The following is a 25931-nucleotide window of genomic DNA, read 5'->3' as shown; positions in this document are numbered from 1 at the left end:
TATCGTGATGCCGCCGGGCAATCGTTTGAAGCAGGCGAACACTTGAAGCCGTCAGCGATGCAGAACCGCACCACTGACGAATGAGGCGTGAATCAGATTTCGTGATAAATCGCAGCGCCTTCTTCCAGGAACTGCTTGGATTTTTCTTCCATACCGATTTTCAAGGCTTCCGCTTCTTCCAGGCCTTTTTGCTCGGCATAGTTACGTACATCCTGAGTAATTTTCATCGAGCAGAAATGCGGGCCGCACATCGAGCAGAAATGCGCGACCTTGGCTGAGTCTTTCGGTAAGGTCTCATCGTGGAAGGAACGGGCTTTCTCGGGGTCCAGCGCGATGTTGAATTGATCTTCCCAACGAAACTCAAAGCGGGCCTTGGACATAGCGTTATCGCGAATTTGCGCGCCGGGGTGGCCTTTCGCCAAGTCCGCAGCATGCGCGGCGATTTTGTAAGTCACGATGCCTTCGCGCACGTCTTGCTTGTTCGGCAGGCCCAAGTGTTCTTTTTGGGTCACGTAGCACAGCATTGCGCAGCCGTACCAGCCGATATTGGCAGCGCCAATCGCCGAAGTAATATGGTCGTAACCCGGAGCGATATCGGTGGTCAATGGGCCTAAGGTGTAGAACGGCGCTTCGAAACAATCTTCCAATTGCTTGTCCATGTTGACCTTGATCATTTGCAGCGGCACGTGGCCTGGGCCTTCGATCATGGTTTGCACATCATGCTTCCAGGCGACTTGGGTCAACTCACCCAAAGTCTCTAATTCGCCAAATTGCGCTGCATCGTTGGCGTCGTAAATCGAGCCTGGACGCAAACCATCACCAAGCGAGAACGATACATCGTAGGCTTTCATGATTTCGCAGATTTCCTCGAAGTTGGTATAGAGGAAACTTTCGGTATGGTGAGCCAGACACCATTTGGCCATGATCGAACCACCGCGCGAGACTATGCCGGTCAGACGTTTGGCGGTTAATGGCACATGGTGCAAGCGCACGCCAGCGTGAATAGTAAAGTAATCCACACCTTGCTCGGCTTGTTCAATTAGCGTGTCGCGGAAGATTTCCCAGGTCAATTCTTCAGCTTTGCCGTCGACTTTTTCCAGCGCTTGGTAAATCGGCACAGTGCCAATAGGCACAGGTGAATTACGTAAAATCCATTCGCGAGTTTCGTGGATGTTCTTACCGGTGGACAAATCCATAATGGTATCGGCGCCCCAACGAATACCCCACAGCATTTTCTCCACTTCTTCTTCGATGGAAGAAGTCACGGCAGAGTTACCCAGATTACCGTTGATCTTCACCAGGAAGTTGCGGCCGATAATCATCGGTTCCAACTCGGGATGGTTGATGTTGGCAGGGATAATCGCGCGACCACGGGCAACTTCGGAGCGAACAAATTCCGGCGTGATAAACGACTGAATATTGGCGCCGTAAGAAAAACCGGGATGCTGACCTTGATAACGGTCACGCATTGCTTCGAGATTTTGGTTCTCGCGGATAGCGATGTATTCCATCTCAGGAGTAATAATGCCTTTACGGGCATAATGCATTTGCGAAACGTTATGCCCTGATTTGGCACGGCGTGGATTGCGCGTCAGTTCGAAACGCAGGTGCGCGGTTTTAGGATCGTGCAGGCGTTCGTGACCATATTTGGACGTAGGGCCGTTCAGCAATTCCGTATCGCCGCGCTCGGCTATCCAGTTGCCACGTATCGAACCCAAACCCTTATGCAAGTTAACATCCACATTCGGGTCGGTGTAAACACCGGAAGTATCGTACACAAAAATCGGCGCATTTTTTTCCGCGCCAAAGTGGGCCGGGGTGTCCGACATGCTGATTTTACGCATCGGCACTTGAATATCCGCGCGACTGCCCTGGATATAAATTTTCTCGGAAGCGGGGTAGGAATCGATTCTTACGCTACTACCGGTATCGGTAGTAATCTCATTGCGGACAGCGCTCATGCTTATCTCCAAAATCTCAATAAATCGCAAGCGCAGGGAAGATAGGGCTTTCCTACGCCGGTGTTAACCGGTTCAGGTTCGAAGGGTTTTTCTCAGCTTTCCGGGCTTGCATACAGCGGAAAGCACCCCTAGCCTTTCAGGTGACTTGCTAAGTTAAATGATAATCGAGCCAATTGCAAGCGCGACGCCAAGCTCCCAAGGCGCAAAAAGCTTATAAAACAATGGGTTTTATAAGCCGATCAATCACTCCCAACACTCTTGCTATCATAAGGCTTCGCCTCTAAGCCAGAACCTATGCAGCCACAGCAATCAACGTACGGAAAAAACCAGGAGAAAACATGGCATCCCTAAAAAAACAAAGCAAACGCCTATTAAACGACATACAGGACTCAGCAAATCATTTAGCACGATTGACCAGCGATTTAACCTTGCTTGCAGACACACATGAACTGGCGCTAAGCCTAAAAACAAACATCGAGACATTAAACCAACAATTAGCCGGCTTAAAAAAAGCAGAATTCAACGCCACTTTGGCAGAATCGGAAATACTCGAGATATTGGATGAGCTGATTGATAGTGATCCGATCAGCACACTGGAACAACGGCTGTTTGCAGTTCATGCTGATCAAGAATCGAACGAAGTAGGTGAATTTTTTCAACAGTTGCTCGATAAAATCGAAAAACTGTATTCGCCGCTACTGTCGTCAATCCAGCAATTAACTGCTATGCAGGATAAGCTATAAACCGTCAGTGACTGCGTTGCACAGAGAAGCGCGCCAGCTCTTCAAGGGCCTGCTTGTATTCGGAATCTGGCAAGCATTGCAATGCTGCAATCGCCTGCTCTGCTGCCCTGTCGGCGCATTGCTCGGTATACTCGATGGCGTTAGTGGCTTTGACGACTTCGTAGACCTCGTTAAACGCATCACGCGAGCCTTGCCTAATCGCATCTACCACAATTTTGGCTTGCTGCTCGTTGCCGTGCTGGATGGCATAAATTAACGGCAGGGTCGGCTTACCTTCAGCCAAGTCATCACCCAAGTTTTTACCCAGCTCTTCGCTGGTGGCCTTGTAATCCAATGCATCGTCTATCAACTGAAACGCCACACCCAATTGCTGACCATAAACCGCCAACGCTTCTTCCGTAGCTGGGTCCGTCGCCGAAACGACTGCTGCCAAGCGGGTGGCCGTACTGAACAAAATGGCGGTTTTGCGGGCGATAACTTCTAAATACCTGGCTTCGCTGGTCTCCGGATTATTGCAATTCAATAATTGCAATACCTCGCCCTCGGCAATCGCGGTGGTGGTTTTGGACATAATCGCCATCACCCGCATATTATCGGTGCGGACCATCATTTCGAAGGCACTGGAGTACAAATAGTCGCCTACCAGCACGCTTGCGGCGTTACCCCACACAGCGTTGGCCGACTCTTTGCCGCGCCGCAGAGCCGATTCGTCGACCACATCGTCGTGCAATAAGGTTGCAGTATGGATGAATTCGATCACCGCCGCTAAGATCAGATGGTGATCATCAACCTTACCCAAGGCTTTTGCCGCCAACAGCAACAGCATCGGTCGCAATCTTTTTCCGCCATTACCGATTATGTAATGTCCAATTTGATTAATCAGCACAACATCGGAACTCAGTTCCTCTAAAATCAACTGGTCGACGGCTTGAGTTTCCGCACTGGTTAAATTTTTGATGGAATCGAAGTCTATAGTGACTGACGCTGGCGTTGAAACTTTAGCTATCATGTGATGTTGTGAACTTGTCGCTCGGTAGCGCATAACGTGAATAACCGGTCATGCTATGAAGAATACCGAGTAGTGTCAATAGTACTTCCCGCATACACCTGCTGGACAGCAGGTTTCTCCTGGAATTTTAGTTTGACTGTGGCTTAAATAAAAAATATAATCCTCTGTTCACTATTAACAGATTATGCTTGATGGAGCTTACGCTGATGTATGCGGTAATTCAAACAGGTGGTAAACAGTATCGGGTCGCAGAGGGTACTACCTTAAAAATAGAAAAACTTGAGTTGGGCGCAGGCGACAGCGTAGAGTTCGACAAAGTGCTGATGGTCCAATCAGGCGACTCCATAAAAGTAGGTCAGCCATTTGTCGAAGGCGGCAAAGTGACTGCAACTGTGGTTTCCCAGGGTAGACACAAAAAAGTCAGAATCATTAAATTCAGAAGACGTAAGCACCACATGAAACAAATGGGGCATCGTCAATACTACACAGAAATCCAGATTACTGGCATTTCTGCTTAATATAACGAGGATAAGAAATGGCTCATAAGAAGGCAGGCGGTAGTACTCGTAACGGCCGCGACTCACAGGCACAGCGCCTCGGTGTCAAACGTTTTGGCGGTCAAGTTGTTAAAGCCGGCAACATTCTGGTTCGTCAACGTGGCACCCAGTTTCACCCCGGCACCAACGTCGGAATCGGCAAAGACCACACCTTGTTTGCAACAGTCGACGGCAAAGTGGTTTTTGAAGAAAAAGGTCCTAAAAACCGCAAATACGTCAGCATTGCAGCAGCGTAAATTTCTTGGCTGTGCTGATTAGCACAACTGAAAAGAAAAGCCTCGTTTTCAGCGGGGCTTTTTTGTTTATACCGGTAGATTATGAGATTTGTTGACGAAGCGGAAATCCGCGTAGAAGCAGGCGACGGCGGCAATGGCAAAGCCTCATTTCGCCGTGAAAAATATATCCCCTTGGGCGGCCCGGATGGCGGCGACGGCGGTGACGGCGGCAGCGTTTATCTGGTCGCTACCGAAAATGTCAACACGCTGGTGGATTTTCGCTATCACTCGACACATCGCGCCCAACGCGGTCAGAACGGCGGCAGCCGCGACTGCACCGGCAAGAAAGGCGACGACTGTTTCGTCCCAGTCCCACCCGGCACCATTGTTTACGAAGCCGACACTGGCGAAAAAATCGGCGATCTGACCAAACCCGGTCAGCAACTGTTAGTCGCCAAAGGAGGCTTCCACGGCCTCGGCAACACGCGCTTCAAAAGCAGCGTCAATCGCGCGCCTCAACAAACCAGCAAAGGCTCGGCCGGCGAACACCGGATGCTGCGCCTGGAATTAATGGTTATCGCCGATGTCGGCTTGCTTGGCATGCCCAATGCCGGCAAATCCAGTCTGATTCGCACCGTTTCATCAGCACGCCCCAAAGTCGCGGACTACCCGTTCACAACCTTACACCCCAATTTGGGCGTCGTGCGTGTAGACGATTTACGCAGCTTTGTCATCGCCGACATCCCCGGCGTCATCGAAGGCGCTGCAGAAGGCGCAGGCCTTGGCTTACAGTTTCTAAAACATCTGTCCAGAACCGGCTTGTTGCTGCATATCGTCGACATCGCCCCCTACGAAAGCGACGAAACCCCAGTTAGCGCAGCCCGTAAAATCATCCACGAAGTGGAGAAATGGAGCGACGACCTGTCCAGCAAACCGCGCTGGCTGGTATTGAATAAGATCGACAATATGCCCGACGACGAAGTCGAGCAACATTGCCAAGCCATCGTCGACGACCTCGCCTGGACTGGCCCGGTATTCCTGATTTCCGCATTAAAAAATCAAGGCACGCAGGCATTGATGTACGCCATCATGGACTTCCTCGATCAACAAAAGGCCGAGCGGGATCTGCAGGCACAGGAGCCGCGTCATGAGCCGTTCTGAGTTTTCTCAAGCCCAGCGCGTTGTCGTCAAAATCGGCAGCTCACTCTTGACCGACGGCGGACGCGGCCTTAACAAACAAGCCATTGCCGGCTGGGTCGCACAAATGGCCGCCCTCAAACGCCAGGGTGTCGATGTGGTGCTGGTATCTTCCGGCTCCGTCGCGGAAGGCATGTCCCGCTTAAAGCTAAAAACCCGACCTAAGACCTTGCATGAATTACAGGCAGCAGCCTCTGTAGGACAAATGGGCTTGGTCAGACGCTTTGAAGATGAGTTCCAGCTACACGACGTGCTGGCCGCGCAAGTACTGCTGACCCATGACGATCTCTCCGACCGCCAACGCTACCTTAACGCCCGCAGCACTTTGCTGACCTTACTCGATTTCGGTGTAATACCGGTTATTAACGAAAACGACGCAGTCGCTACCGAAGAAATCCGCTTTGGCGACAACGATACATTGGGCGCCTTGGTTGCCAACTTGGTAGAAGCCGATTTGTTGATCATTCTTACCGACCAAACCGGTTTATTCGACGCCAATCCCAGCCTGAATCCCAATGCCAAGCTGATTTCCAGTATCAGCGTCAACGAAAGCCTGCTCGACGAAGTAGCCGGCGGCAGCATCAGCGGCCTGGGACGCGGCGGCATGCACACCAAAGTCCGCGCCGCCCGGCTGGCCGCGCGCTCCGGAGCAGCGACAGTGATTGTATCGGGCAAAATTGACAACGTCATCCACGCGGTATTCGACGGCAATGACTTAGGTACTTATTTAATACCAAACATTGCACCGCTGGTGGCTCGCAAACAATGGCTGGCCGGGCAATTGCAGCTGAAAGGCAGCGTGGTATTGGACGACGGCGCGGTAAAAATCCTGAAAGACGCCGGCAAAAGCCTGCTGGCAGTCGGCGTAAAGGCCGTGCAAGGCTCCTTTAAACGTGGTGACTTAGTGTCTTGCCTGGATTTACAGGGCAACGAAATCGCCCGCGGCTTAATTAATTACGGCGCGGACGACGCCAATAAAATTGCCGGCAAACCCAGCAGCGAATTCGAAACTTTGCTGGGCTACGCCGACGAAGACGAACTTATCCATCGCGATAATTTAGTGTTAGTCTGAGGCCAGGCGACTTAGCTACTAGCCAAGTCGTCTGTCATCAATCTCAGGTATTCTGAATAACAATATTTGATGCCTTTATTTACAAGGCTTTAAGGACTTAAAACAAAAAACAGGGGACAAAACAGGGGGCATTAGTTCAGGATTTCTTCTCTTTACCTTTTTTCCCGGTTAAACCTATCGTTATCTGAACAGCTGCAAGTAGTCATCAAACAGATACATTTTGCCGCGTTTGCCGCCGGTGATTTCTTTCAATATGCCAAACTGCTCTAAATCAGCAATCAGTTTGTACGCCGAAGCTGCGGATATTTCTGCCACTTCGCCGACCTTGGAAGCATCGATCATCGGACGCTGGTACAAGTAGTGAATCACTTTTTGTGCATTGACAGCTCTGCTGCCCAAGGTCTGTACTTGGCTATCCACAATCTTTTGCAGCTTCAGAATATTGTCAAAAGCGGTAATGCTGTTTTGTGCGGTTTCGATAACGCCAACCAGAAAAAACTTGAACCATTGCAGCAAGTCGTTTTTTTCCCTTACCCGCATTAGATTGTCGTAATAAAGCGAGCGATTGCGTTCGAAAAAATCCGACAGATACAACACCGGTTTCTTCAATATCCCCTTGCTCACAAGATACAGCGTAATCAGCAACCTTCCGACTCGGCCATTGCCGTCCAAAAAAGGGTGAATGGTTTCGAACTGGTAATGCACCAGGGCAATTTTAAGCAACTCGGGGAAATACTGAACATCGTTATGCACAAACAGTTCAATATCGCCGATTAGCTCACTGATGGACGTATGCACTGGCGGCACAAACACCGCATCGCTCAGCGTTGCCCCGCCAATCCAATTCTGGCTTAGCCGAAACTCGCCCGGCTGCTTGTGCTTGCCGCGTACGCTCTGCATCAAAGTTTTATGAGTCTCACGGATTAAGCGAGCTGAAAAGGGGAGAGTCTGCAAATTCGCAATCGCCTCATTCATCGCAGCCACATAGTTTTGCACCTCTTCCCAATCATCCCGCTTATCCAGTGCAACATCTTCTTGCTCAAGCAACGCCTCCTCCATATTGGTCTGCGTGCCCTCGATCTTGCTGGATTGAGTTGACTCCTTCAGTACATGCATGCGAATGAATAAATCAATATTAGGGATGTAGTCCGAATACATATCCAGCCTACCCAGCTCACGATCCGCCTGCCCCAGCAATTGAATCAACTCCATGTTATCCAACACCCAAGCACGATTAATGGTATTTGGCTGGAAGCTTTTATAATGTGTTTGCTGGACGATTTGACCAGCCTTAAAATTTTTCATGGCCTTGCTTTTCCCGGAAACTAAAACAACCTTACTCGATATTTTAGATTTTACGCAAAAACTAAAATAGCACACACCACTATTTCAGTTCGGCGCAACAGCTGAACACCCGCGCGTGTCCAGGTTGTGTAATCGATCATATCAGGCCGTTGGTGCGTGGCGGTGCCGACGATCCCAGTAATATGCAATGGCAAACGGTGACGGCTGGAAAAGCCAAGGACAAATGGGAGCGAAAGACCTGCCAGACTGGAGTATCACCGGCTACGACGGGGATTACCACCAAGGACCAAAAGGCGGCTGTTTCACCTGTGTCGGCGGGGAAAAGATCTATGTCGACCATTCCTTGTGCTGGTGGTGATGGTTTTGATTTGGGCAAAAAAAGCCAGTACCAGGAGGCGCACCGGCTCGTTGGCTATGCTTAACGCATCAATTTCTGCTCAACCTGTAACGATATTTGCTTAAAAACAAACTTCAATCACAAAAAAGCCGATAACCCGCGAGGGCTACCGGCTTTGAATGATTGGCCGGAGTCTAGCCGGCTCTGTTTTTTGTCGTATTATGTTGCTTTTGGCTTCTGGTCGCTCGCCTTGCGCCATTGCTGACTTGCTGTTCATGCTGCACCGTCCTTCGTGCCAGAGCCAATTGCACGACTTATTAGATTATCCATTCCTTCAACCGGTGGTTTTCCCATCTTGCAGAACTTGAACGGGACTATTGGCTCATCGGGATTTGATATTATTCCCGCAAGCGCCCAACGTGACATCCTGTCAAAAAAGCCTTCAGAATGGCCGTTGTTCCAATAACGCGTTAATTCAGGGCCAGCGAATTTCATCGCGTCATAAGCATCTTGGGTGTTGTGTCGCGCCAGGTCTACGATTTCGTTAAACCAAATTTCACCAATGCCGTAGTGTTCGTGATAATTTCCGTTTCTATCGGGCATAAACCAATTTAACATTCGCCCTTCATGATCACGTTTGGTAAATGACAAATCATCACGGCTGCGAATCGTGCGTTTTGGCTCGCAGTCCACACCAGTTTTTACACGATTTGCATTGAATTGGTGCTTATAGTCGTTTCGGTAAATAGCACCCATATCTTTGATACTGTTTATAACCCCATAAATAATATTAACCACGTCATGGTCATTAATAACGGTTTCGTTATCCATTTCAAATTGACCAGAAAGCAGCATAAGTGTGCTTATAGCTTGCGACGATATGTTGTCGAAAGCATCAATGGCTAAACCATCTTCAGGGTTGAATCGGTGGCTAAAATTGGGGCTTTGCTCGGCTTGAGCTGTTGATTCTGTTGTCATTGCGGTTACTCCACTTCTGAATGATTAAACCGCCGCCGATACTGCAAACTATCAGGCGACGTGGTTAAGTGGGTTTGCAGTACCGCGAAGTGGTGCGGCCGGCCGAAGCCGCCCAAATAACCACGTCATAATGAACGCACAGCAAAAGCCATGCTAAATGACAGGCACAAAAAAGCCGCATAAGCTGCGGCGCTTTTCTCGCCACTTCAAAACGGGCTGCAAATCCCGGTCGGCAATGTGGCCAACGGCTAGATTCTGCACTTAGTTGCTTTGCCCTGTCAATCAGATTTTATGTGATGGTGAAGCTCTATCCAATTCCGTGCAAAACCTCGCCGGCACAGGGTAGAATCGAAGCTCGCTTGACTACCAATAGAGTTTGGTTTGAAACTTGCGCTAATTCCATGTTATCTATAAACCCACTTTGCTTTGTTGCTGGTTGCAATATTTTGTAACGATTCTAGTGTTATTTAATTGATAAAAAGTTCAGTCATCCTATGATTCGGTTAGTAAAAATAGCTTTCCTGGTATTAGCCTTATTTCCTTTCGGCATTTCTCAAGCGGCGCTTACTCTCCAGCAAGTGCGCGACAAAAATCCAGATTACGCCAACCTAGATGACGACCAGCTGGCGAACTATCTGCACAAAAAGTTTTATTCCGACATCCCGTTTAAGGACTATGCCGAAGTCATCGGCTATCAAATACCTAAGAACAATTCTAAAGTTGATGATAGCGAGACAAATAGTGTCCATGAGCATCAGATTAAATTACTTGATACTCTTCATCCTGACTGGAAAGAAATTTCGAAAAGTGAGGATTTCGAAAAGTGGACATCAAGGCTTAGCGATGAACATAGAAAGATGCTATCAGAGACTTGGGACGCCATAAAAATATCTGAATACATTACAAGATACAAGAAAGAAGAAAGAAAAGAATATAGAAGCCAGTAATCTATCAGATGAATCTAACTACACAGCATCTAATACCAACAAAGAAAATTTCGAAAAACGTGAAGCAAGCGACTTTGATTTACATGAGTTTCTAAAAAAGTTTGTTGCTCATATGTTTTTAAAGCTGCTTTTTGCAATAGGGATATTTCAGATTTTAGCAATTGGGATTAAGAAAGCTAGCATCTCATCCGCTCATCAACAAGGGCGCTGGCTAGCAAGCTGGCTTGTTAGCGGAAGTGTATTAATGACCAGTCTAACAAAGTTAGATAATGGCGACTATGTAAACTTTTTTGCTTTCATTTTTCTGCAAATTGTTGTCGCTTGGTTAATGGGCTACGTAATTGGATTTGGTTGGTTCAGATTAAAGTCATGGCAAAGCAATGAAGCAAGTATCAATTGCCCTAAGAAAACTAAATTACTAAATGATTTTAATGATTACGCCAAACAATCAGTAAGCAAAAACCAAACGCGAATAATGCTTGTTGTCTCATTAATTATTGCCATTATGTTTTTCTATCCACCTTACCAAGTCATAGCAGCGAACGGCGTTGTTTATAACATGGGATATGACTGGCTTTTAGCTCCTCCAAAGAAAGGAAATATAACTGCAACCGTTAATGTAGCAATGCTTTTAACACAGTGGGCAGGAGTTTTAGCTATAGGAGGTATGACCCTTTTTCTCACTAAAACCTCAAACAGAAATAACTAAGCGCTTGTATAGTTAGTAAATCTTAGTATTCCGTTGGACTTTAAATGCCAAGGATTAATCGTGTATTTCGAAAGCCCCAAGATTGATACACGCGCAATGCAGGCATTGTCCGGCCTCTGCGACCAATTCGAGGGCTTTTTGCCGGCGGCGATCAGCCGGCGTTTCAGTTTCCAGCCAGCCTAGCAATACCTGTTCCGCCAGGTCGCGTAGTGCTTTAACATCATCAGTAACCATGAAGCGTCCTCGATAGTTCAAAAGCCTATATGTCGCCGAGCCTGATCAACCTGTCTCGAATGGCGCGTATTCTGTCACCGCGCTGATTGGCCGGCATTGATTTCAGACCATCTATGTCCGACGGTTGCAAATAAGGTACGATCAAATCCAGCAACTTATCCGGGTCGTTCTCGGATTCAACCATGGCTTTCAGCGAATTGCCCTCAGAAGATGCTGCTTTCCCCTGGTTTAATATGCCTTTAGGTTTTGGTTCCGAATACTGTGTTGGCAATTTCGTTGCGCCGAGCATGCCTTTTGGCTTTTCTGCTTGGCTTGATCCCTGGTTTTTCCGCTCGTAATCGAGAATTTCTTGCAAGTCTGAGTTGCTAAGCTTTTCGGAAACATCCACCTTCGGATTGATCTTGCGCAAGTCTTTCAAAAGCAGGTCACGCTTAACGCCCAATGGATCGTCATCGACAGCGGCTTTTGTTTGCTCCTTGCCTTCCCCGTCGTACCTTGACAGCAGACTATCTACCTGACCGGAAACGCCGTCCATTTTATCCAACAGCTCGACTCTTATCTTTTCGTCAGTCGTTTCACTGCGAGCTTTAGCAAGACTCTCATATTGTGACTTCAAGAAGTCATACCGCTTTTCGTCGGCCTTGGTCATTTTGAACTGAGGCTGTTTTGCTTCGTCAAGTTTTAACCGGTCCAGCTCGTGCGACAGTCGCCGGCCTTCATAGTCGGTATTGTCGTGATAGGTTGCCTCATCAAGCGCATTTGCTTTGCGTGTCGCCTGATCCAGCTCGGTATCGAAGCGGCTATCGCCGTATTCGTCCTTGGTTTTGAGCTTGGCAATTTCCGCATTAGCAGCCCTAGCGACGTTATCGGGGTTGGTATTGATGTCAATCGCATTCTGAGCTCGAATTTTGTCGTTCTCCAAGCCGCGCTGTTCGGCCTGAATGCTGTACAGGTTTTTCGCCTCCAAAATCCGCTGCTCCCTAGCGGCGTCCGCATCAGCTTTGATCTGCAACATCCGGCTTTCATCCAAGAACTTCAGCCTACGATCAGCCATATCATTAACGCCGGCCCCCAAGCCATACGCAGCACCTAACAAACCCATAACAACCTCGCTTAATTTAGATAAATTTGATAGTCAGAACAGCTCATGCTCGAACGTCACATGGGTCTAAATACAAGACCTGTTCTGGTTTTTCGCCCGGATGGCAGCGCAGTAATGCCTCGGACGGCGTTTCGTTCGATTGCACTATGACGAAGACAGGGCCGGTTTTACGATGCTTGCGCTCAAGTTTTGTGATTCGATCTTGCAAGGCCATGGGTTACCTCAATGGAAACTGTGAAAATTGCGGCTGCTACCGACCAGTCATAGCTTGATAAGCCTGTGCCGGTGTCAGAGCGGATGTTTGGGAGGTGCTTGCCGCCGGCAGGCGAATCATGAACAAATACTGATCCATCGGACTCAAACCTTCCGGCATGACCGGCGTTTTTACACCCTGATGGTTTTCCAATTTGGCTAAGCGAATTTGTAAGCTCATTGCTTTTTCTCCAGTTCCTCAATGCGTTTAATTAATTCGTCCACCTCGATCAATTTGGCTTGGTTGGACAGGGCGGCTATCAGCTGGCCACCAATATCTGGCGGAATTGATCCCGTTAAGATGGCGTTAACGACAGCAGCGCCTTGCTCGGTCAAGCTGGCTTCATTGGGGACGGAAAGACTTACATTAGCCGCCACGGGCTTTAAAGGTGGTACCGCTCTGTCTAGCAAGGCTTTTGCCGCAGCAATATCACCGTCTTTTGCCAAAGCGACCAACTTTTCCAATATTTCCGGCATTGCATCGGCTATCGATTTTCTGAGCAAAGTGGCCGCTGTTTTACCCTTCGGCCTGCCACTTGGATTACCGCTTTGCCCTGGTTGAAATTTTCGGCGAGGCATACTGTTTTTCCTGTTTCTGATCTGCTTTTTTCAGAAATTAAACACTGTTCAATTAAATATTGCAATCATCCCTATCGGTCTTTTAAAGATGTTCTTCACCGTATTCTTCAATCACTCGATGCAACGCTTTGGTCAAATCGCTAAGACTGGTGGAGGTATGCATCAAAACGGTTATGGTTGGCATATCATCCGGCACGAGATCTTCTGCTTCGAGTTGCTTTAAACCTGTGCCATCATTGTGAAATAGCCACGTCCATAGCCTCGTCTCTTTTTTAGGTATGCTGGCGCCATCATCCAAGCAATTTGAAGCGGCAGTTGGCGCGCCGCCACTCATAACTCCTTTAAGCCAGTGCGGTTTTGGTTTATCTGTCATGTGATTTTACCCCCTGGTTCAGAACAGCCTCTGTCATGACATGACAAAAGCCCTCAGGGCTGAGCGTGACGCAATAACCAAGCTGCTGACTGTGGCTCAGGGCTTGATTAACCGCCCGCAAGGGCAAGACAACGCGCCAGGGTGCGCGATTGGCGCGATAGGCTAGGATGGGCATCAACTCGGCTGGCTTAGCCTGGGCAATTGCCTGATTCCACCATTTTTGAATGTTAGCCTCAGTGACCGATTGATAGCGTTTGCACTCGATGGCCAATGCGCGGAAAGCATCGGCGACCGGACCCACTTCATCAGGATGAACGATAAGATCGTGACCGCCCGAACGGGTTTGCTCCAGGTTTCGAATCAACCGCACACCGGACCAGTCATAGACCAAACCGGCAAACTCTCTTTCGGCGGCGCTGCCTTTGGCTCTGCTGTTAATCATGCCCGGCCTCCCTGATTTAATGCCCGCACATTAAAACCCTGTTGACGGTAGATCAGCGCGCGTTTGCGGTAGGCACCTCTGCCGAAAGGCGTGGCGTCGATAATATCCATGACATGCGCCACCGATTTGCCGGGGAATGGGCGTCTGGCCCTGCCGATAGATTGAATCAAGCGGATGGCTGACGGCGTTTCCTTGTTCACCGCCGCAGATACCGGACTGGCGAAAATGATCGAGCCAACATGCGGCCAGTCGATACCCTCCGACAATAACGACAGCGTGCCGATGATCAATTGGCTACCGTGCGCCGCCTTCATGCGCTCATCGCGGATTTTCTTGGGTAATTGCCCATGCAACAGCAAAGCATCGACGCCATGCTGTGCAATCAGGGCGTGGAGCTTTTCCGCGTGTTCGATGGTACCGGTTAAAACCGCCGTACCCAGTGACCGGCTCGACTTGATAGCGCTGTTTACGATTAGCCGGTTGCGCTCGGGATCGTCTGCCAGCTTGGCGATAAAATCCGTCCAGCTTTTCGGATTACCTTGGAAGGCGTAATTCAACGTCGACACCGTGACCGGCAACACCGCGCCGACAACCTCGCTTTGCTCGATTTCAGCAACGACAGGACCAAGGGCGGCATGTATCATCATTTCCAGGTTATCGCTCCGCTGTGGCGTGGCAGATAAGCCAAATCGGTATTGTGCCCGCTGCCGGTTAATGACGGTGTAAGCCTGTGTGGCTGGTACGTTGTGGCACTCATCAACGATCACTAAGCCATAATCCAAGCTGGTTTCGTGTTTGTGCAGAGACTGCACCAAGGCGACGGTGAACTGTTTGCCTTCGATCCACTTGCCGCCGCCAATAATGCCGCACTCCAGGCCAGTAAATCGCTTAATAGCGCCTATCCATTGTTCGGCAAGGTCTTTGGACTTGACCAGGATCAAACAGCGCTGAGCAAGCCTTGCCGCCAACTCAATGCCCATGGTGGTCTTGCCCGCGCCGGTCGGGGCGACAAGCACGCCGCCGCCAACAGTAACCGCCAGTTTTAAGGCACGCTCCTGATAGTGTCTCGGCTCGATAATGGTTTCGATCATTACCGGGTGGCTCTGTCTATCATCCTGGATTACTTCCGCCACCATGCCCAATGACGCCAAAAATATGCCGCGTGGAATCGATAGACCGTTGCTGGTGCGTTCGAATAGCTGGATGTGTTTATCAATGCCACGCACCGAACGACCTTGTTTTAAGGCTTCCTGATACTTCGGATTGATATAAGTAAGCGCCTTTTCGATTTCCATTGCTTGGAAGCCGTCCAGGTCGGTTAAATAAGTTTTATCGGATAAGGTTGCTTTCATTGGGTTTAATCCCTTGCCGGTTGCCGGCATTTAAATTCTGTTTTTAACTGAACTGAGAGGGCGAACAGATTTTGCGAACACCGAACACTTCTTATAGAAGTGTGTTCGTGTTCGTTCGCTAAAAAGTTCATGCTCCGCCCGAATGGTTGTTCGTTTTTGTTCGGTTCTGTTCGTTGTTCGGTCGGTCAAAAATTGGCCATGCATATCCGTCATATTCGACGGTAAACCCTTGGTCAAAAAGCTTATCCCGACATCGTTTGAAAGCCATGCGGCGTGCGTCATCTGTATTGGCATCAACCACAATTGCCTTGTATGCCTGTTCCCGCCAGTGATCGATATTGACTACCTTTCGACTATCAACACCAGAACCAGAAAAGCCGCCGAATTTCTCCTTTATTTCTGACGAAGGTACGATGCCATGCTTATCAATTGCCTCAGTTAAAGCGGTCAAAATGGCATCATCGCGGGCGGATAATTTGCGCTTTTTGGGGATGGGCTTAGCCTCGCCGACATGCTCCAAATAGACGCTGGTCATCGGTTCGCCGTCATCGTCGAGCCAATCCAAGTCGGTAGGTTTTAGACTGAATTGCAGCGGCGTGAAGGCCTCAAAATCCTTAGCCTTGTGGCAACTAAGCACAATGCCGCCTTCGCCCTTGGTGGCTGAGAATTCGCCATCCATTGCCGCCCTGATAGAACTACTTCCTCGGCTGCGGTCTTTTTGTCCGTGGCCTGAGTGATGCACGATCAGTACCGCCGCACCCAAAGGCTTTAGATAGTTGTCCAGGTTGCTTATGAACTTGGCTATGTCCTGGCTGCTGTTCTCGTCGCCTTCGATGTTGCGGTGCAGCGTATCGATAATGATTAAGCCGGGATTGGCACAAAGACTATTGATGCTATCGGCTACCCATTGCGCGTTCTTCTCGTCCATCAGTTGCGCGGGGCGTTGACTGATATGCAGCGATTCCGGCGCCAGCATTTTGTATTTTTGCTCTAGCGCCTTAACTCTTCGTGACAGTCCAGCAAAACCCTCGCCGGCGACAATCACAACATCAGCCTGCTTAGTGTTGTAGCCATGCCAATCACGACCCGTCGCAATACAGAAGGCCCAATCCAAGGCAAATAGCGACTTACCCGCGCCAGGCTCACCAAACAGCAGATTCAGGCTTTCACGCTCCAGGAAACCTTCCAGCAGCCAATCAATCCGAATCGGCTTTAAGGTCAACTCACGGGCCGATATAAACGGAAACGGGGCAGGCTTGTGTTCTGGCGGATCGAATTCGATATTCTCAGGCAACATGGGCTAACTCCTTCCGTGGCGCGTAGTATGTGCGGATGCGTTCCTGATCTGCCGGCCATTCCAGGTTAGGCTGACTGAAATCCACCCACAACGGGCGAACTGTGACGGACTCGGCGCCAGCCATCAGTAGGCATTTAGCCAACTCAACAATTAACGGCACGGCGGGACCGGTTCCCCACTCAATCACACATAGACAGCCTTTAACCGGCCAATTGAGCGACTTGGGCGAGGTATCGGGCGGTAACACCAAGCCGACATTAACGCCGCGCCGATTCCATTGTTTGGCGTGGTTCCATGCATCGCCGCCGACGCAGACAGCCACCAGAAACGGCGGATTATTGAAGCGTTGACGATCCAGCAAGGCTTTGCCGAATGGCGGTATTTTTGATTGATTAGGCATCGCAACCACCTCCTAGCGACAGGGAAGGTTCGGCGAACAACACATAAGATGCGACACGGTGCTTTGCTTTGCCGGCAGAGTCAGTGGTCCAGTGAGTAACGATGTTGTGGCCGCACTGCTTCAACTCTTGAACTCGCGCGGCTGGGTGCATAATGTCCAGCTCTTTACGAGCCTGCAATGTGGTTAGTGGTGACGAATGCAACCAGTCTAAAATCCGTTGACGCTGACTTGCTGTGTCGGTAGAGTAGCCGTTGACCGCTTCAGTCATTTCAATTTTGGGGACGCCGCCGGCCAGGGCGGCTACCTTTCTAAGGTTATCTTCCATGTGACCGCCTTATGCTGCTAAGTCGGCGTTTGATTGCTTTCTTGCGGCTTCCAGCTCGACAACCAATTGTTTTATTTCATCGTCTGATTTACCTGAAATGCGGGCATTGTTGATTTGCTCGACCTCATAACAAGGCCAACCGACGCACCCTCCCCCAATTTCAATCGAATGAGGAAATAGTCCTTTTGAAATATCACGATAGAGTGTCGAGCGGCTCTTGCCGGTCAAGCCAGAAACGACTTTACGACGCAGAATTGCATTGGCGTTTAGACTGGTCTGTCCACCAGTATGAGAATGTTGTATTTTTTGCATGAGCAAACTCCATAATGAAGATTGCTTTGCCTTGCGATAGACAGCAATGTACCAAGCACGACAAAGCGAATTAAGTTAATAAAACCAAATTTGCTTATGCACTGCCTGGCCGATTGGTCAGGTGTTGAATCAGGGTCGCCAATAGCTGGCCCTAAAAAACATAAACTCTGGAAAGAAGGCTCACAAACTCCCTAGCAATCCCAGATGGTGCAAATGTTATCGTGGCATTTAAAAGATAGCAAGTATTTTTTGAACGATGTTTAATTAATGCTTGTACTTGTTTCGTCAACACCCCGCCAAAGTGTCAGTCGTCCGAAAGGATTAACCGGAAACGGGGGGCGAATCCCGTTTGTTGCCCCGTCGAGCTATCCGGTTAAATTCTGTTATACCGCTTGCCTAAAATTGGCCTGAACCACAACTTGCTCAGTGACAAGGCTATCCAGATAATCCGCCCAATCCTGTAACATGGCTCGGCGTTGTTCGCGGTACTGAGCATGGGAATACACACCAGCAACACCCGGCAGTTTATGCGCCAAGGTGGTTTCTACAATCTCGGGATTAAAACCGCGCTCTCTTAAATGCGTCGATATGGTGTGCCGGTGGTCATGCGGCAGATAATCCGCTATGTTTGCCGACGCGCACACCTGCTGATGAAAGTAGCGCAGCGTTTCTTTTTGAATATGCCCGGTTGAGGTTCTATCAGATGGAAAAACAAATTCATCATCTGCGCTCAACTGCTTAAGCTCCTGAAACATACTAACGGCTTGGGCTGGCAACGGTACGTAATGATCATTTTCGGCTTTCATCCGGTCAGAACGTATCAACCACTCCGCCTGCTCTAAATCGATTTCGTTCCACTTGGCACCGACCAGTTCCCCGATACGGACACCGGTAATCATTAGAAGATGAAGGCCAAGCTTATGCCCTCGGTAGCTATTTAGCCGATATGCGTCTGTTAAATAGCGCCGAATTTCTGAGCTTTTTAGCCAACGCTTTCGCTTCACTTTGTCCCCTACCCGTTTTGCCCTTACCAAGCTTGCCGGGTTGCTGGCGCATAGATTGTGTTCAACACCATAGTCAAAGATTCGATTAGCCCAATCCCTGGCAACGTGGGCGGTAGGTGTGCCGATTCTCTCCCGTATGTCATAGATCAGCTCACGAACCATAGCAACATCAATTTCGTTTATGCGTATATGCCCCAGCTTAGGAAGCAGGTGCCGCCTAGCTAAGCTGAACTGCTTCTCTGGATTCTTCCAGGTTCGTTCTACCTCTTGCCAGTAAAGCTCGGCTAATTGGCCGAAGGTTGGAATACTGGCTAACGCCGCCTGCTGTTGCCGTTCTGCTAGTGACGCCTCCAGCTCTTTAAAGCTGGCACCATCAATGATTTGTTTTTTGGTAACCGGGTCATCGAGCATCGTTGATGGGTGTCGCCCTTGTTCAACCAGCTTGCGCGCCACCCTGTTAATTGATCGTGCATCATCCAGGCTGAATTCCGGGTAGTTGCCGTAAGTGTATTTCTGCTTTTTGCCATTAAGCCGGAATTCATAGCGCCAGGACTTTTCGCCAGCGGCTCGCACCACCAATACCAAACCTTCGCCATCGGCTTTTTGATAGTCCTTTCCTACGGGTTTTAATTTCTTTATTGCTGTGTCGGTTAGCATGTCCACCCCGCGCTTGTGATACTTGTCCCCTGTTTATGCATCCAGGGGACAAAACAGGGGACATTATAGCGGGATTTAATGGTTTTTTGTGGGACTGTCTGGGAATAAAAAAACGATGATTCCCTTGTAAAATCGGGCATCCAGAGCCTATCCGGGATTCACTGAAACACCATCAGGTATTCTGAATAACAATATTTGGAAACCGACCGCTATAATCCCGCGCCCGCATCGCCAACTTGGCGGCCATCTTCCGAGCAATCGCTTTGTAGATTTGCGCCGGCCGACCATCCGGATCGGCCACCACTGTAGGCCTGCCGCTATCGGCATACTCGCGAATCTGAATATCCAGCGGTAAAGAGCCCAACAAATCCAGCTTATTCTTGATTGCCATCGCTACGCCGCCGCCTTGGCCGAAAATCGCTTCTTCATGCCCGCAGTTACTGCAAATATGCACACTCATATTTTCCACTAGCCCCAATATCGGCACATTGACCTTTTCGAACATCCCCAAGCCGCGTTGCGCATCGATTAGCGCAATATCCTGTGGCGTGGTAACAATCACCGCACCGCTGACCGGAATCTGTTGCGCCAGCGTCAGCTGAATATCACCTGTGCCGGGCGGCAAATCGATGATCAGGTAATCCACATCGTGCCATTGGGTTTGATTCAGTAATTGCTGCAAAGCACCGGTAACCATTGGCCCGCGCCAGATCATCGGTTGGTCAGGGTCGATCAAATAACCGATCGAAATGGTCTGCACGCCGAACGAGATTTTCGGCAACATGCTTTTGCCATCCGGACTGTCGGGCTTACCGGACAAGCCCAACATGGTCGGAATGCTGGGGCCGTAAATATCGGCATCCAGAATACCGACATTGGCGCCTTCCGCCGCCAAGGCCAGAGCCAGATTCACGGAAGTAGTGGACTTGCCCACCCCACCCTTGCCGGAGGCCACCGCAATAATATTTTTCACATTCGGCAAAGGCTTTAACGCTTTTTGTACCGAATGCGAAAGGATATTGAAACTGACCGACACATCTAGTTTGCCCACACCAGGCAAAGTTTGCAGACGCTGTGTTACCGCCGCCTTCAGTTCTTCAAGATAACTTTTAGCCGGATAACCCAACTCGATAACGACGCTGACATCATTGCCATCCACACTGATTTTCTTAACGGATTTTGCCGACACCAAATCGGTTTCCACATTTGGATCGATAAAGTGTTTAAGTAAATTTTCGACAGCCGTTTTGTCAATGCTCGCCATGCGGAACTCCGAAGTAAGGGGAAATAATAACCAAGTAAAATAGTGCGAATATGATAACACCTTAACAGGATGCCATTAAATCCGCGCCATTGTTAAAAAATAGTTTTCTCTTGTAGAATAATGCTTTATCGTAACGACTTAACAATTAGCCTTAATAGTTAATTCTTAATTAAGACTTAATGCCGCCTTAATCTGATTTTAATTTGGATCGCTTACCTTCAACCATCCGCTCCGTCACTATCTGCGCCTATCATAAACATGTCAGCAGTCATTCAAAACCGTACTGTTTCACCGATACCGCTAGTCTTCGTTGTAGCAGTAGTCAGCGCCCTGCTTAGCGGCTGTCAAAACATCCCGTTATTTTCCGACAACCAGCCGGAACACATCGTCTGGAACTCCAAACCGGACAATATAGCCAGTCATGAATTTAACCTGAGCAGTGACCAAGGCATGGTCGGTACGCTTGCCAGTATCAGCAGCCGCGAAAACGATACGCTGTCCGACATCGGCCGCCATTACGGTTTGGGTTACAACGACATTACCATCGCCAATGCCCATCTCGATCCATGGACCTTGCCCGCCGAGCAAACCGTGTTGCTGCCCTTGCGTTTCGTGCTCCCCGACGCCCCACGCAAAGGTATCGTGCTGAATCTGGCCAATATGCGCATGTTCTATTACCCCAAAAATCAAGCCAATACCGTGCTGACGTATCCGGTGGGAATAGGCCGCCAAGGCTGGAACACGCCGTTAGGACAAACCCAAATTGTCGCAAAAAAGGCCAATCCGGACTGGACGGTACCGGAATCGATCCACCGCGAACATCAGGCATTGGGCGACCCGCTGCCGAAAGTGATACGTTCCGGCCCGGACAACCCCTTGGGCAGTTATGCCATGCCTTTGGGTTTCAGCGGCTATCTGATCCATGGCACCAACAAGCCTTACGGAATCGGCTTACAAGTCAGTCATGGCTGCGTACAGCTATACCCCGAAGACATAGAAGTCCTATTCAACAAAGTAGAAGTCGGCACCCCGGTTCGTATCGTCCACCAGCCGTACATGGCAACCTGGCAAGATGACATGCTTTATCTGGAAGCCCACCGCCCATTAGACAAATGGGAAAAACAACAAAAACAGCTGCAAAAAGATATTCGGAAAAAACTGCAACAACTGGCAAGCGAAAAGCAAGCAACGGTTGACTGGAGCAAAGTCGAGCGCATCTTGCAACGTGCCGACGGCGTCCCCACTCCAGTACTACCCGGCAGTGCCGATCTACCCGAATTAACAGCCGATGCGGTGCAACTTGCCCATCCTGAGCAATTCTACGGCCAACCGGTTATCAATGAATTGAGCGACAGCGACTGGTCGATTCTGGCCGCCAGCTTCGAAAATGAGACCGACGCCCAAAAGCTGGCAGCCATGCTCAATCACCAAGGACCGCCGATTCCTGCCCGAAAAATTGCCAAAGATGGTGGCTTTCAAGTGGTAGCCGGACCGTTTAAGAATAAGAAAGAAGCCAAAACCGTAGCGCAACGCATCAAGCAGAATTTCGATATGGACGTTAAAGCTATAGATCCGAAACAGGCTGCAAGAAACTAAGTGCGGCCAGGACTTATTGCCGGCCCAGCAAGGACTGCCGCAACAAGGCCGACGCCTGCTCGACCGGCACGGGTTTGCTGAAAAAATACCCTTGTCCGTAATTGCACTGCTGTCCGCCCAAAAAGTCCAACTGACTCTGATCTTCGACACCTTCCGCTACTAACTCCAGTTTCAGTTGGCCCGCCATTGCCGAAATAGCCGACACAATCGCTCTATCGTTGGCGTCGGTGCAAATATCCTTCACGAACGATTTATCGATTTTTAAGGTGTCGAGCGGAAAACGCTTCAAATAACTGAGCGAAGAATAACCGGTACCGAAATCATCCACCGAAATCCGCACTCCCAGCTGCTTGATCTGATTCAGCGTGTCCAGCGTCGTATCCAGCTTATGCATCAAGATGCTTTCGGTAATCTCTAACTCCAACAACTCCGGCGAAAGTTCGGTTTCTTTCAGCACATCCAACACCACATCCAGCAGCTGACGCTGATCTTGGAAACGGTGAAACTGCCGTCCGGACAAATTGACCGCAATTCGAATCGGCATACCGGCCAACTGCCAGGCCCGCGCCTGTTTGCATGCAGTACGCAATACCCAGGCACCGATAGGCACGATCAGCCCGGTTTCTTCCGCCAAGCCGATGAATTGATCCGGCATGACAATACCCAAGGCATGATTATGCCAACGGATCAAGGCTTCCATACCGATGATGCAACCGTTATCGATTTTCACCTGCGGCTGATAGTGTAATACCAGTTCATCCAACTCCAAGGCCTGGCGCAAATGATGCTCCAGCTTCAGATAATACTGAGCGGCGCTGTTCATTTCCGGGGTAAAAAATTGATAATTATTTTTGCCCAGCTTTTTGGCGTGATACAAAGCAGAGTCGGCCTGTGCCAGCAATTCGTCAAACGAAAGCGAATTATCCGGATAAATACTGATACCGATACTGGCCCGGGAATAGATTTGATGCTGTTGAACCTGCAAAGGCTCGTTCAATGCATGTAATATTTTGATGGCAACTTTGGCGGCATCCAGGCTATCTGCAATATTGGGCAGCATGATAATAAACTCATCGCCACCCATCCTAGAGGGCGTATCACCTTCCCTTAAGCATGCGGAAATTCGCTTGGCAACGGCCTTGAGCAATTCATCACCCACAGCATGCCCGAAGGTATCGTTAATCGCCTTGAAATTATCCAGATCGAGAAATAGAAACGCGATAATCTCGTTCTTGCGCTGCGCTTGCGTAATGAACTGCAAGGCTCTATCTGTTAACAAAGTCCGGTTCGGCAACTCGGTAAGCGCATCGAAATGGGCAATATAATCCAGGCGTTGCCGTGCACGTTTCACTTCCTCGATTTCTCGGGCGTTATCGATTACCAAGGACAACGAATGCGCAAAACTCAACGCCAACTCTTCATCGTTCTTGGTAAACAGCTCACCACTGTATTTATCGCTGAGATAGATACGCCCATACACCCGGCCTTGATGGGAAATAGGCACCGCCAATAAGGATTTCATCTGCGGATGATGCTGCGGAAAACCGGCGCTGCGCGGGTCCTTGCCCATATCCTCAAGCCGCAACGAGACATTTTCCTCAATCACGACCCCCAACAAGCCCCTGCCCTCCGGTAAATGCCCGATTTGCTGCGCCTGTTCGTCGCTGATTCCGGCATAAATAAATTCCTTCAACGCACCGACATTATCGACAATTCCAATAGCACCATAACGGGCATCCAATAGATTGCAAAGCGCATCGATGCCGGCCTGTAATAACTCGGTTTCGATTGACGTGTGCGCCAACACTCCCAATAAACTGCGCGCAGCGTCGTTCAATGCCGCCAAACGTTCGACCCACACTACAGTCTGCTCGTGGTTGGTTTCCGCCGCAATCTTAAGGCGCATAGTCTCTTTCAGTAATTGCCGTTCGCGGTTTAGTAGAGCTTCCAAAATACTTTGCCGGGTAACCACGCCGACGAATTGACCTTTATTGAGCACGGCCAAGGCGCCCAGCTGATTTTCATCCATCAGACCTAACGCTTTGCGGACGCCAAGCTTGGGAGCGACACTAAGCATCGGCCGATGTTCGACCAAATCGGCAAAAATCCAATTGGGATGTTTTGATATATCGTGATCGGTGGCCAAACCGCAAAACTCTTCCGCCGGAGCATCCCGAAACACGGCAAAGACAATATCGCATGCCACGCTATATGGACGATCCTCCTCCTTGACCCGAGAAACATGCGGCCATAAACAATCGCCAACCGCCAGTTGTTTCATAGCTTGGTATTAAGTTGAACGGAAATATCCATCTCCGCATGCAATATTTCATCGACACTCATCAACGGCTTTATCTGATTCAACACAAAGTCGATCAAAGCGCCTTTGCTGATGCGTTTTAGCAAGCTTTGTCTCACCAAAATATCGCTGATCACATCGTCATCGAACTCAATATGCTCAAACGGTGCTTTTACCAATAATTCGATAGCCCGGCGCATGGCAATACAGCCAATCGGCGACTCCTTGCCTAATACCAACATATCTTTTAAAGGTGGAATAGCGTATTCACCCAAGTTGGCAGAAATATGAATTTGATTTTGGCTGGCTTTATGCATGGTCTAAAGGTCGAATTATCTGACAAATTGAAAGGTTAATTTAGCAGATTTTCAGCTTTGAGAATTATTTCAGTAACCGCCGACACCAACTTGTAGGCTTCGCTTACCGTTCGACCGCGTGCTATGGAAATGAAGAAAGGAAGGACTTAAAAGTGACCGCTAAAATCATGCACTTTAGCGACTATTCATCCGCAGCGGCTACAGAAAGCACTCGGAAAGCGGGAATTTGCATTGCGTTGCCGGCTTGCTTATTTAGACGACGGACGTCAACTAAGCAAACCGGTAAACGCCATCCGGACAAGCAATGAAAGGGGATTGTTCGTTCACAAAACAGGTGGAAGTGTCCGCCAAAAACCATTATCTCGGTTCAAACCAAACCGTTCAAAACCATCTATCCAACAGACTCTTAAACTCCCTGTAGTCGTCATTCCCGAGAAGGTCGCAACCGTTATAGACGCTCAGCGAATCCAGTATAGCCACTGGGCTCCCGCTTTCGCGGGAGCGACGATATTTAAGAATTAGAATTAACCCGGCCCTTAAATACCGTTCGCTTTGCGTCTATCGAAGGGCACACCAGCCTGGGCTTCGTCGAGCCCAGCCCGAATGGAATATCGGTAATAAATAGGGTCGGGTTAATAGTAATATCGTAAAGTCTTGTCCGGCAAGTTATTGAATCGGATAGATTTAACAGGTCTCAGTTGCCGCCTTTAAAGGTGATTTCCAACGCGTGCAAGGAATTAGCGCAATTGGCGCTGCCTTGAATAGCCGGGTCATCGTGACAGGCTTGGTTTTGGGCGCGAGCTTCCTTAATGTTGGCTACGTACCAGGCGACGGTTTTGACATCCTCGCCAGCCGCTTCATTAGCATTAGTAACATTCAACGCAGTGGTCAAACCCAGCGCGGCAACAGCTGCGGCTACTATCATCATGTGTGCTTTTTTCATAAAAAACTCCTTGGCTTCTCGATTATCGGGGGACGATTAAAGCCCATGCAAACCCGCATGAGCTGGCGATAATCTAGCAAAGAATCCTAACGTTTAAAATGTGGCCGATTGCCGCGCGACAATATGTCTCTACAGTGCGGCATATCACACAAT

General features: G+C 49.3%; 29 protein-coding genes and 1 riboswitch. Of the genes, 9 read left to right on the top strand and 20 right to left on the bottom strand.

Annotated features, from left to right (window positions below):
* Nucleotides 1–92: 92 nt before the first annotated feature.
* The gene (gene thiC, locus G006_RS0117690) at nt 93–1961 is read right to left on the bottom strand and encodes a phosphomethylpyrimidine synthase ThiC (protein ID WP_020484558.1); all 1869 of its coding nucleotides are present in this window, start codon (nt 1959–1961) and stop codon (nt 93–95) included.
* A gap of 32 nt (nt 1962–1993) precedes the next feature.
* Nucleotides 1994–2101: riboswitch (TPP riboswitch) on the bottom strand.
* Between the two features lie 198 nt (nt 2102–2299).
* Between thiC and G006_RS0117685 the strand changes: the two genes are divergently transcribed.
* Nucleotides 2300–2704, top strand: a complete 405-nt coding sequence (locus G006_RS0117685) for a hypothetical protein (RefSeq protein WP_020484557.1) — start codon at nt 2300–2302, stop codon at nt 2702–2704.
* Nucleotides 2705–2708: 4 nt separating this feature from the next.
* On the opposite strand, the gene G006_RS0117680 is transcribed toward G006_RS0117685, so the two are convergent.
* On the bottom strand, nt 2709–3713 hold the full coding sequence (locus G006_RS0117680; RefSeq protein WP_020484556.1) for a polyprenyl synthetase family protein: 1005 nt from the start codon (nt 3711–3713) through the stop codon (nt 2709–2711).
* Nucleotides 3714–3919: 206 nt separating this feature from the next.
* Here G006_RS0117680 and rplU point away from each other — a divergent pair, with 206 nt between their 5' ends.
* The 4 genes from rplU (at nt 3920) to proB (ending at nt 6754) form a co-directional block, all read left to right on the top strand.
* Nucleotides 3920–4231, top strand: a complete 312-nt coding sequence (gene rplU, locus G006_RS0117675) for a 50S ribosomal protein L21 (protein ID WP_020484555.1) — start codon at nt 3920–3922, stop codon at nt 4229–4231.
* A gap of 17 nt (nt 4232–4248) precedes the next feature.
* On the top strand, nt 4249–4506 hold the full coding sequence (gene rpmA / locus G006_RS0117670) for a 50S ribosomal protein L27 (RefSeq protein WP_020484554.1): 258 nt from the start codon (nt 4249–4251) through the stop codon (nt 4504–4506).
* Between the two features lie 81 nt (nt 4507–4587).
* Complete coding sequence (gene cgtA, locus G006_RS0117665) at nt 4588–5646, top strand: Obg family GTPase CgtA (protein WP_020484553.1); 1059 nt, start codon at nt 4588–4590, stop codon at nt 5644–5646.
* Nucleotides 5633–6754 carry a glutamate 5-kinase gene (gene proB, locus G006_RS0117660; protein WP_020484552.1) on the top strand — a complete coding sequence of 374 codons (1122 nt, stop codon included), beginning with the start codon at nt 5633–5635 and terminating at the stop codon, nt 6752–6754. The genes cgtA and proB overlap by 14 nt, the downstream gene beginning before the upstream one ends.
* 180 nt (nt 6755–6934) lie before the next feature.
* Here the strand turns inward: proB and G006_RS0117655 are convergent, their stop codons facing one another.
* Nucleotides 6935–8059: a Fic family protein gene (locus G006_RS0117655; protein WP_020484551.1), complete on the bottom strand. Its 1125-nt coding sequence runs from the start codon at nt 8057–8059 to the stop codon at nt 6935–6937.
* A gap of 182 nt (nt 8060–8241) precedes the next feature.
* On the opposite strand from G006_RS0117655, the gene G006_RS0117650 reads away from it, so the two are divergent.
* A complete protein-coding gene (locus G006_RS0117650) occupies nt 8242–8481 on the top strand; it encodes a hypothetical protein (RefSeq protein ID WP_020484550.1) in 240 nt (79 codons plus the stop codon).
* A gap of 188 nt (nt 8482–8669) precedes the next feature.
* Here G006_RS0117650 and G006_RS27205 read toward each other — a convergent pair whose 3' ends face one another.
* Nucleotides 8670–9374 carry a hypothetical protein gene (locus G006_RS27205; RefSeq protein WP_020484549.1) on the bottom strand — a complete coding sequence of 235 codons (705 nt, stop codon included), beginning with the start codon at nt 9372–9374 and terminating at the stop codon, nt 8670–8672.
* A 494-nt stretch (nt 9375–9868) separates the two neighbouring features.
* Between G006_RS27205 and G006_RS0117640 the strand changes: the two genes are divergently transcribed.
* Together G006_RS0117640 and G006_RS25845 are read left to right on the top strand one after the other, a co-directional pair.
* Nucleotides 9869–10321 (top strand): hypothetical protein, encoded by a 453-nt coding sequence (locus G006_RS0117640; RefSeq protein WP_020484548.1) that lies wholly within the window; start codon nt 9869–9871, stop codon nt 10319–10321.
* Between the two features lie 112 nt (nt 10322–10433).
* Nucleotides 10434–11030 (top strand): hypothetical protein, encoded by a 597-nt coding sequence (locus G006_RS25845; protein WP_020484547.1) that lies wholly within the window; start codon nt 10434–10436, stop codon nt 11028–11030.
* A 54-nt stretch (nt 11031–11084) separates the two neighbouring features.
* On the opposite strand, the gene G006_RS0117630 is transcribed toward G006_RS25845, so the two are convergent.
* The 13 genes from G006_RS0117630 to apbC form a co-directional block, all read right to left on the bottom strand.
* Nucleotides 11085–11264 (bottom strand): hypothetical protein, encoded by a 180-nt coding sequence (locus tag G006_RS0117630; protein ID WP_020484546.1) that lies wholly within the window; start codon nt 11262–11264, stop codon nt 11085–11087.
* A 25-nt stretch (nt 11265–11289) separates the two neighbouring features.
* A complete protein-coding gene (locus G006_RS0117625; protein WP_152428969.1) occupies nt 11290–12318 on the bottom strand; it encodes a hypothetical protein in 1029 nt (342 codons plus the stop codon).
* A gap of 298 nt (nt 12319–12616) precedes the next feature.
* Nucleotides 12617–12799 (bottom strand): hypothetical protein, encoded by a 183-nt coding sequence (locus G006_RS0117620; RefSeq protein WP_020484544.1) that lies wholly within the window; start codon nt 12797–12799, stop codon nt 12617–12619.
* The gene (locus tag G006_RS0117615) at nt 12796–13197 is read right to left on the bottom strand and encodes a DUF5681 domain-containing protein (RefSeq protein WP_020484543.1); all 402 of its coding nucleotides are present in this window, start codon (nt 13195–13197) and stop codon (nt 12796–12798) included. The genes G006_RS0117620 and G006_RS0117615 overlap by 4 nt, the downstream gene beginning before the upstream one ends.
* A gap of 82 nt (nt 13198–13279) precedes the next feature.
* The gene (locus G006_RS0117610; protein WP_152428968.1) at nt 13280–13570 is read right to left on the bottom strand and encodes a hypothetical protein; all 291 of its coding nucleotides are present in this window, start codon (nt 13568–13570) and stop codon (nt 13280–13282) included.
* On the bottom strand, nt 13560–14012 hold the full coding sequence (locus tag G006_RS0117605) for a putative PDDEXK endonuclease (protein ID WP_020484541.1): 453 nt from the start codon (nt 14010–14012) through the stop codon (nt 13560–13562). The genes G006_RS0117610 and G006_RS0117605 overlap by 11 nt, the downstream gene beginning before the upstream one ends.
* The gene (locus G006_RS0117600; RefSeq protein ID WP_020484540.1) at nt 14009–15364 is read right to left on the bottom strand and encodes a DEAD/DEAH box helicase; all 1356 of its coding nucleotides are present in this window, start codon (nt 15362–15364) and stop codon (nt 14009–14011) included. The genes G006_RS0117605 and G006_RS0117600 overlap by 4 nt, the downstream gene beginning before the upstream one ends.
* A 127-nt stretch (nt 15365–15491) precedes the next feature.
* Nucleotides 15492–16661: an AAA family ATPase gene (locus G006_RS27200; protein ID WP_020484539.1), complete on the bottom strand. Its 1170-nt coding sequence runs from the start codon at nt 16659–16661 to the stop codon at nt 15492–15494.
* Nucleotides 16651–17061 carry a hypothetical protein gene (locus G006_RS0117590; RefSeq protein ID WP_020484538.1) on the bottom strand — a complete coding sequence of 137 codons (411 nt, stop codon included), beginning with the start codon at nt 17059–17061 and terminating at the stop codon, nt 16651–16653. Before G006_RS0117590 ends, G006_RS27200 begins: the two co-directional genes overlap by 11 nt.
* Nucleotides 17054–17386, bottom strand: a complete 333-nt coding sequence (locus G006_RS25835) for a helix-turn-helix domain-containing protein (RefSeq protein WP_020484537.1) — start codon at nt 17384–17386, stop codon at nt 17054–17056. The genes G006_RS0117590 and G006_RS25835 overlap by 8 nt, the downstream gene beginning before the upstream one ends.
* Nucleotides 17387–17395: 9 nt before the next feature.
* Nucleotides 17396–17698 (bottom strand): helix-turn-helix transcriptional regulator, encoded by a 303-nt coding sequence (locus tag G006_RS0117580; protein ID WP_020484536.1) that lies wholly within the window; start codon nt 17696–17698, stop codon nt 17396–17398.
* A 383-nt stretch (nt 17699–18081) separates the two neighbouring features.
* Nucleotides 18082–19359 (bottom strand): tyrosine-type recombinase/integrase, encoded by a 1278-nt coding sequence (locus G006_RS0117575; protein WP_020484535.1) that lies wholly within the window; start codon nt 19357–19359, stop codon nt 18082–18084.
* 172 nt (nt 19360–19531) lie between these two features.
* A complete protein-coding gene (gene apbC / locus G006_RS0117570; RefSeq protein WP_020484534.1) occupies nt 19532–20623 on the bottom strand; it encodes an iron-sulfur cluster carrier protein ApbC in 1092 nt (363 codons plus the stop codon).
* A 258-nt stretch (nt 20624–20881) separates the two neighbouring features.
* Between apbC and G006_RS0117565 the strand changes: the two genes are divergently transcribed.
* Nucleotides 20882–22219, top strand: a complete 1338-nt coding sequence (locus tag G006_RS0117565) for a L,D-transpeptidase family protein (RefSeq protein ID WP_020484533.1) — start codon at nt 20882–20884, stop codon at nt 22217–22219.
* Between the two features lie 13 nt (nt 22220–22232).
* On the opposite strand, the gene G006_RS0117560 is transcribed toward G006_RS0117565, so the two are convergent.
* The 3 genes from G006_RS0117560 to G006_RS0117550 all read right to left on the bottom strand — a co-directional run bounded on the left by G006_RS0117560 (nt 22233) and on the right by G006_RS0117550 (nt 25778).
* The gene (locus tag G006_RS0117560; protein ID WP_020484532.1) at nt 22233–24500 is read right to left on the bottom strand and encodes an EAL domain-containing protein; all 2268 of its coding nucleotides are present in this window, start codon (nt 24498–24500) and stop codon (nt 22233–22235) included.
* Entirely contained in the window at nt 24497–24835 is a 339-nt protein-coding gene (locus tag G006_RS0117555; RefSeq protein ID WP_020484531.1) for a hypothetical protein, read from the bottom strand. The genes G006_RS0117560 and G006_RS0117555 overlap by 4 nt, the downstream gene beginning before the upstream one ends.
* Nucleotides 24836–25529: 694 nt before the next feature.
* Nucleotides 25530–25778 carry a hypothetical protein gene (locus G006_RS0117550; RefSeq protein ID WP_020484530.1) on the bottom strand — a complete coding sequence of 83 codons (249 nt, stop codon included), beginning with the start codon at nt 25776–25778 and terminating at the stop codon, nt 25530–25532.
* Nucleotides 25779–25931: the final 153 nt, after the last annotated feature.

It is taken from the genome of Methylomonas sp. MK1, assembly GCF_000365425.1.
GTDB lineage: Bacteria > Pseudomonadota > Gammaproteobacteria > Methylococcales > Methylomonadaceae > Methylomonas.
The sequence above is the reverse complement of the archived record's forward strand: the minus strand, read 5'-3'. Positions and strand labels throughout refer to the sequence as shown.

Coding starts and splice junctions, on each gene's coding strand:
- G006_RS0117605 (WP_020484541.1), bottom strand. CDS start 14,012: ATGATTAACAGCAGAGCCAAAGGCAGCGCCGCCGAAAGAGAGTTTGCC.
- G006_RS0117650 (WP_020484550.1), top strand. CDS start 8,242: ATGCAATGGCAAACGGTGACGGCTGGAAAAGCCAAGGACAAATGGGAG.
- rpmA (WP_020484554.1), top strand. CDS start 4,249: ATGGCTCATAAGAAGGCAGGCGGTAGTACTCGTAACGGCCGCGACTCA.
- G006_RS27205 (WP_020484549.1), bottom strand. CDS start 9,374: ATGACAACAGAATCAACAGCTCAAGCCGAGCAAAGCCCCAATTTTAGC.
- G006_RS0117620 (WP_020484544.1), bottom strand. CDS start 12,799: ATGAGCTTACAAATTCGCTTAGCCAAATTGGAAAACCATCAGGGTGTA.
- G006_RS0117630 (WP_020484546.1), bottom strand. CDS start 11,264: ATGGTTACTGATGATGTTAAAGCACTACGCGACCTGGCGGAACAGGTA.
- G006_RS0117590 (WP_020484538.1), bottom strand. CDS start 17,061: ATGCCTAATCAATCAAAAATACCGCCATTCGGCAAAGCCTTGCTGGAT.
- G006_RS0117555 (WP_020484531.1), bottom strand. CDS start 24,835: ATGCATAAAGCCAGCCAAAATCAAATTCATATTTCTGCCAACTTGGGT.
- G006_RS27200 (WP_020484539.1), bottom strand. CDS start 16,661: ATGTTGCCTGAGAATATCGAATTCGATCCGCCAGAACACAAGCCTGCC.
- G006_RS25835 (WP_020484537.1), bottom strand. CDS start 17,386: ATGGAAGATAACCTTAGAAAGGTAGCCGCCCTGGCCGGCGGCGTCCCC.
- G006_RS0117550 (WP_020484530.1), bottom strand. CDS start 25,778: ATGAAAAAAGCACACATGATGATAGTAGCCGCAGCTGTTGCCGCGCTG.
- G006_RS0117600 (WP_020484540.1), bottom strand. CDS start 15,364: ATGAAAGCAACCTTATCCGATAAAACTTATTTAACCGACCTGGACGGC.
- G006_RS0117640 (WP_020484548.1), top strand. CDS start 9,869: ATGATTCGGTTAGTAAAAATAGCTTTCCTGGTATTAGCCTTATTTCCT.
- G006_RS0117685 (WP_020484557.1), top strand. CDS start 2,300: ATGGCATCCCTAAAAAAACAAAGCAAACGCCTATTAAACGACATACAG.
- G006_RS0117610 (WP_152428968.1), bottom strand. CDS start 13,570: ATGACAGATAAACCAAAACCGCACTGGCTTAAAGGAGTTATGAGTGGC.
- G006_RS0117580 (WP_020484536.1), bottom strand. CDS start 17,698: ATGCAAAAAATACAACATTCTCATACTGGTGGACAGACCAGTCTAAAC.
- G006_RS0117615 (WP_020484543.1), bottom strand. CDS start 13,197: ATGCCTCGCCGAAAATTTCAACCAGGGCAAAGCGGTAATCCAAGTGGC.
- G006_RS0117560 (WP_020484532.1), bottom strand. CDS start 24,500: ATGAAACAACTGGCGGTTGGCGATTGTTTATGGCCGCATGTTTCTCGG.
- G006_RS25845 (WP_020484547.1), top strand. CDS start 10,434: ATGTTTTTAAAGCTGCTTTTTGCAATAGGGATATTTCAGATTTTAGCA.
- proB (WP_020484552.1), top strand. CDS start 5,633: ATGAGCCGTTCTGAGTTTTCTCAAGCCCAGCGCGTTGTCGTCAAAATC.
- apbC (WP_020484534.1), bottom strand. CDS start 20,623: ATGGCGAGCATTGACAAAACGGCTGTCGAAAATTTACTTAAACACTTT.
- G006_RS0117680 (WP_020484556.1), bottom strand. CDS start 3,713: ATGATAGCTAAAGTTTCAACGCCAGCGTCAGTCACTATAGACTTCGAT.
- cgtA (WP_020484553.1), top strand. CDS start 4,588: ATGAGATTTGTTGACGAAGCGGAAATCCGCGTAGAAGCAGGCGACGGC.
- G006_RS0117625 (WP_152428969.1), bottom strand. CDS start 12,318: ATGGCTGATCGTAGGCTGAAGTTCTTGGATGAAAGCCGGATGTTGCAG.
- thiC (WP_020484558.1), bottom strand. CDS start 1,961: ATGAGCGCTGTCCGCAATGAGATTACTACCGATACCGGTAGTAGCGTA.
- G006_RS0117575 (WP_020484535.1), bottom strand. CDS start 19,359: ATGCTAACCGACACAGCAATAAAGAAATTAAAACCCGTAGGAAAGGAC.
- G006_RS0117565 (WP_020484533.1), top strand. CDS start 20,882: ATGTCAGCAGTCATTCAAAACCGTACTGTTTCACCGATACCGCTAGTC.
- G006_RS0117655 (WP_020484551.1), bottom strand. CDS start 8,059: ATGAAAAATTTTAAGGCTGGTCAAATCGTCCAGCAAACACATTATAAA.
- rplU (WP_020484555.1), top strand. CDS start 3,920: ATGTATGCGGTAATTCAAACAGGTGGTAAACAGTATCGGGTCGCAGAG.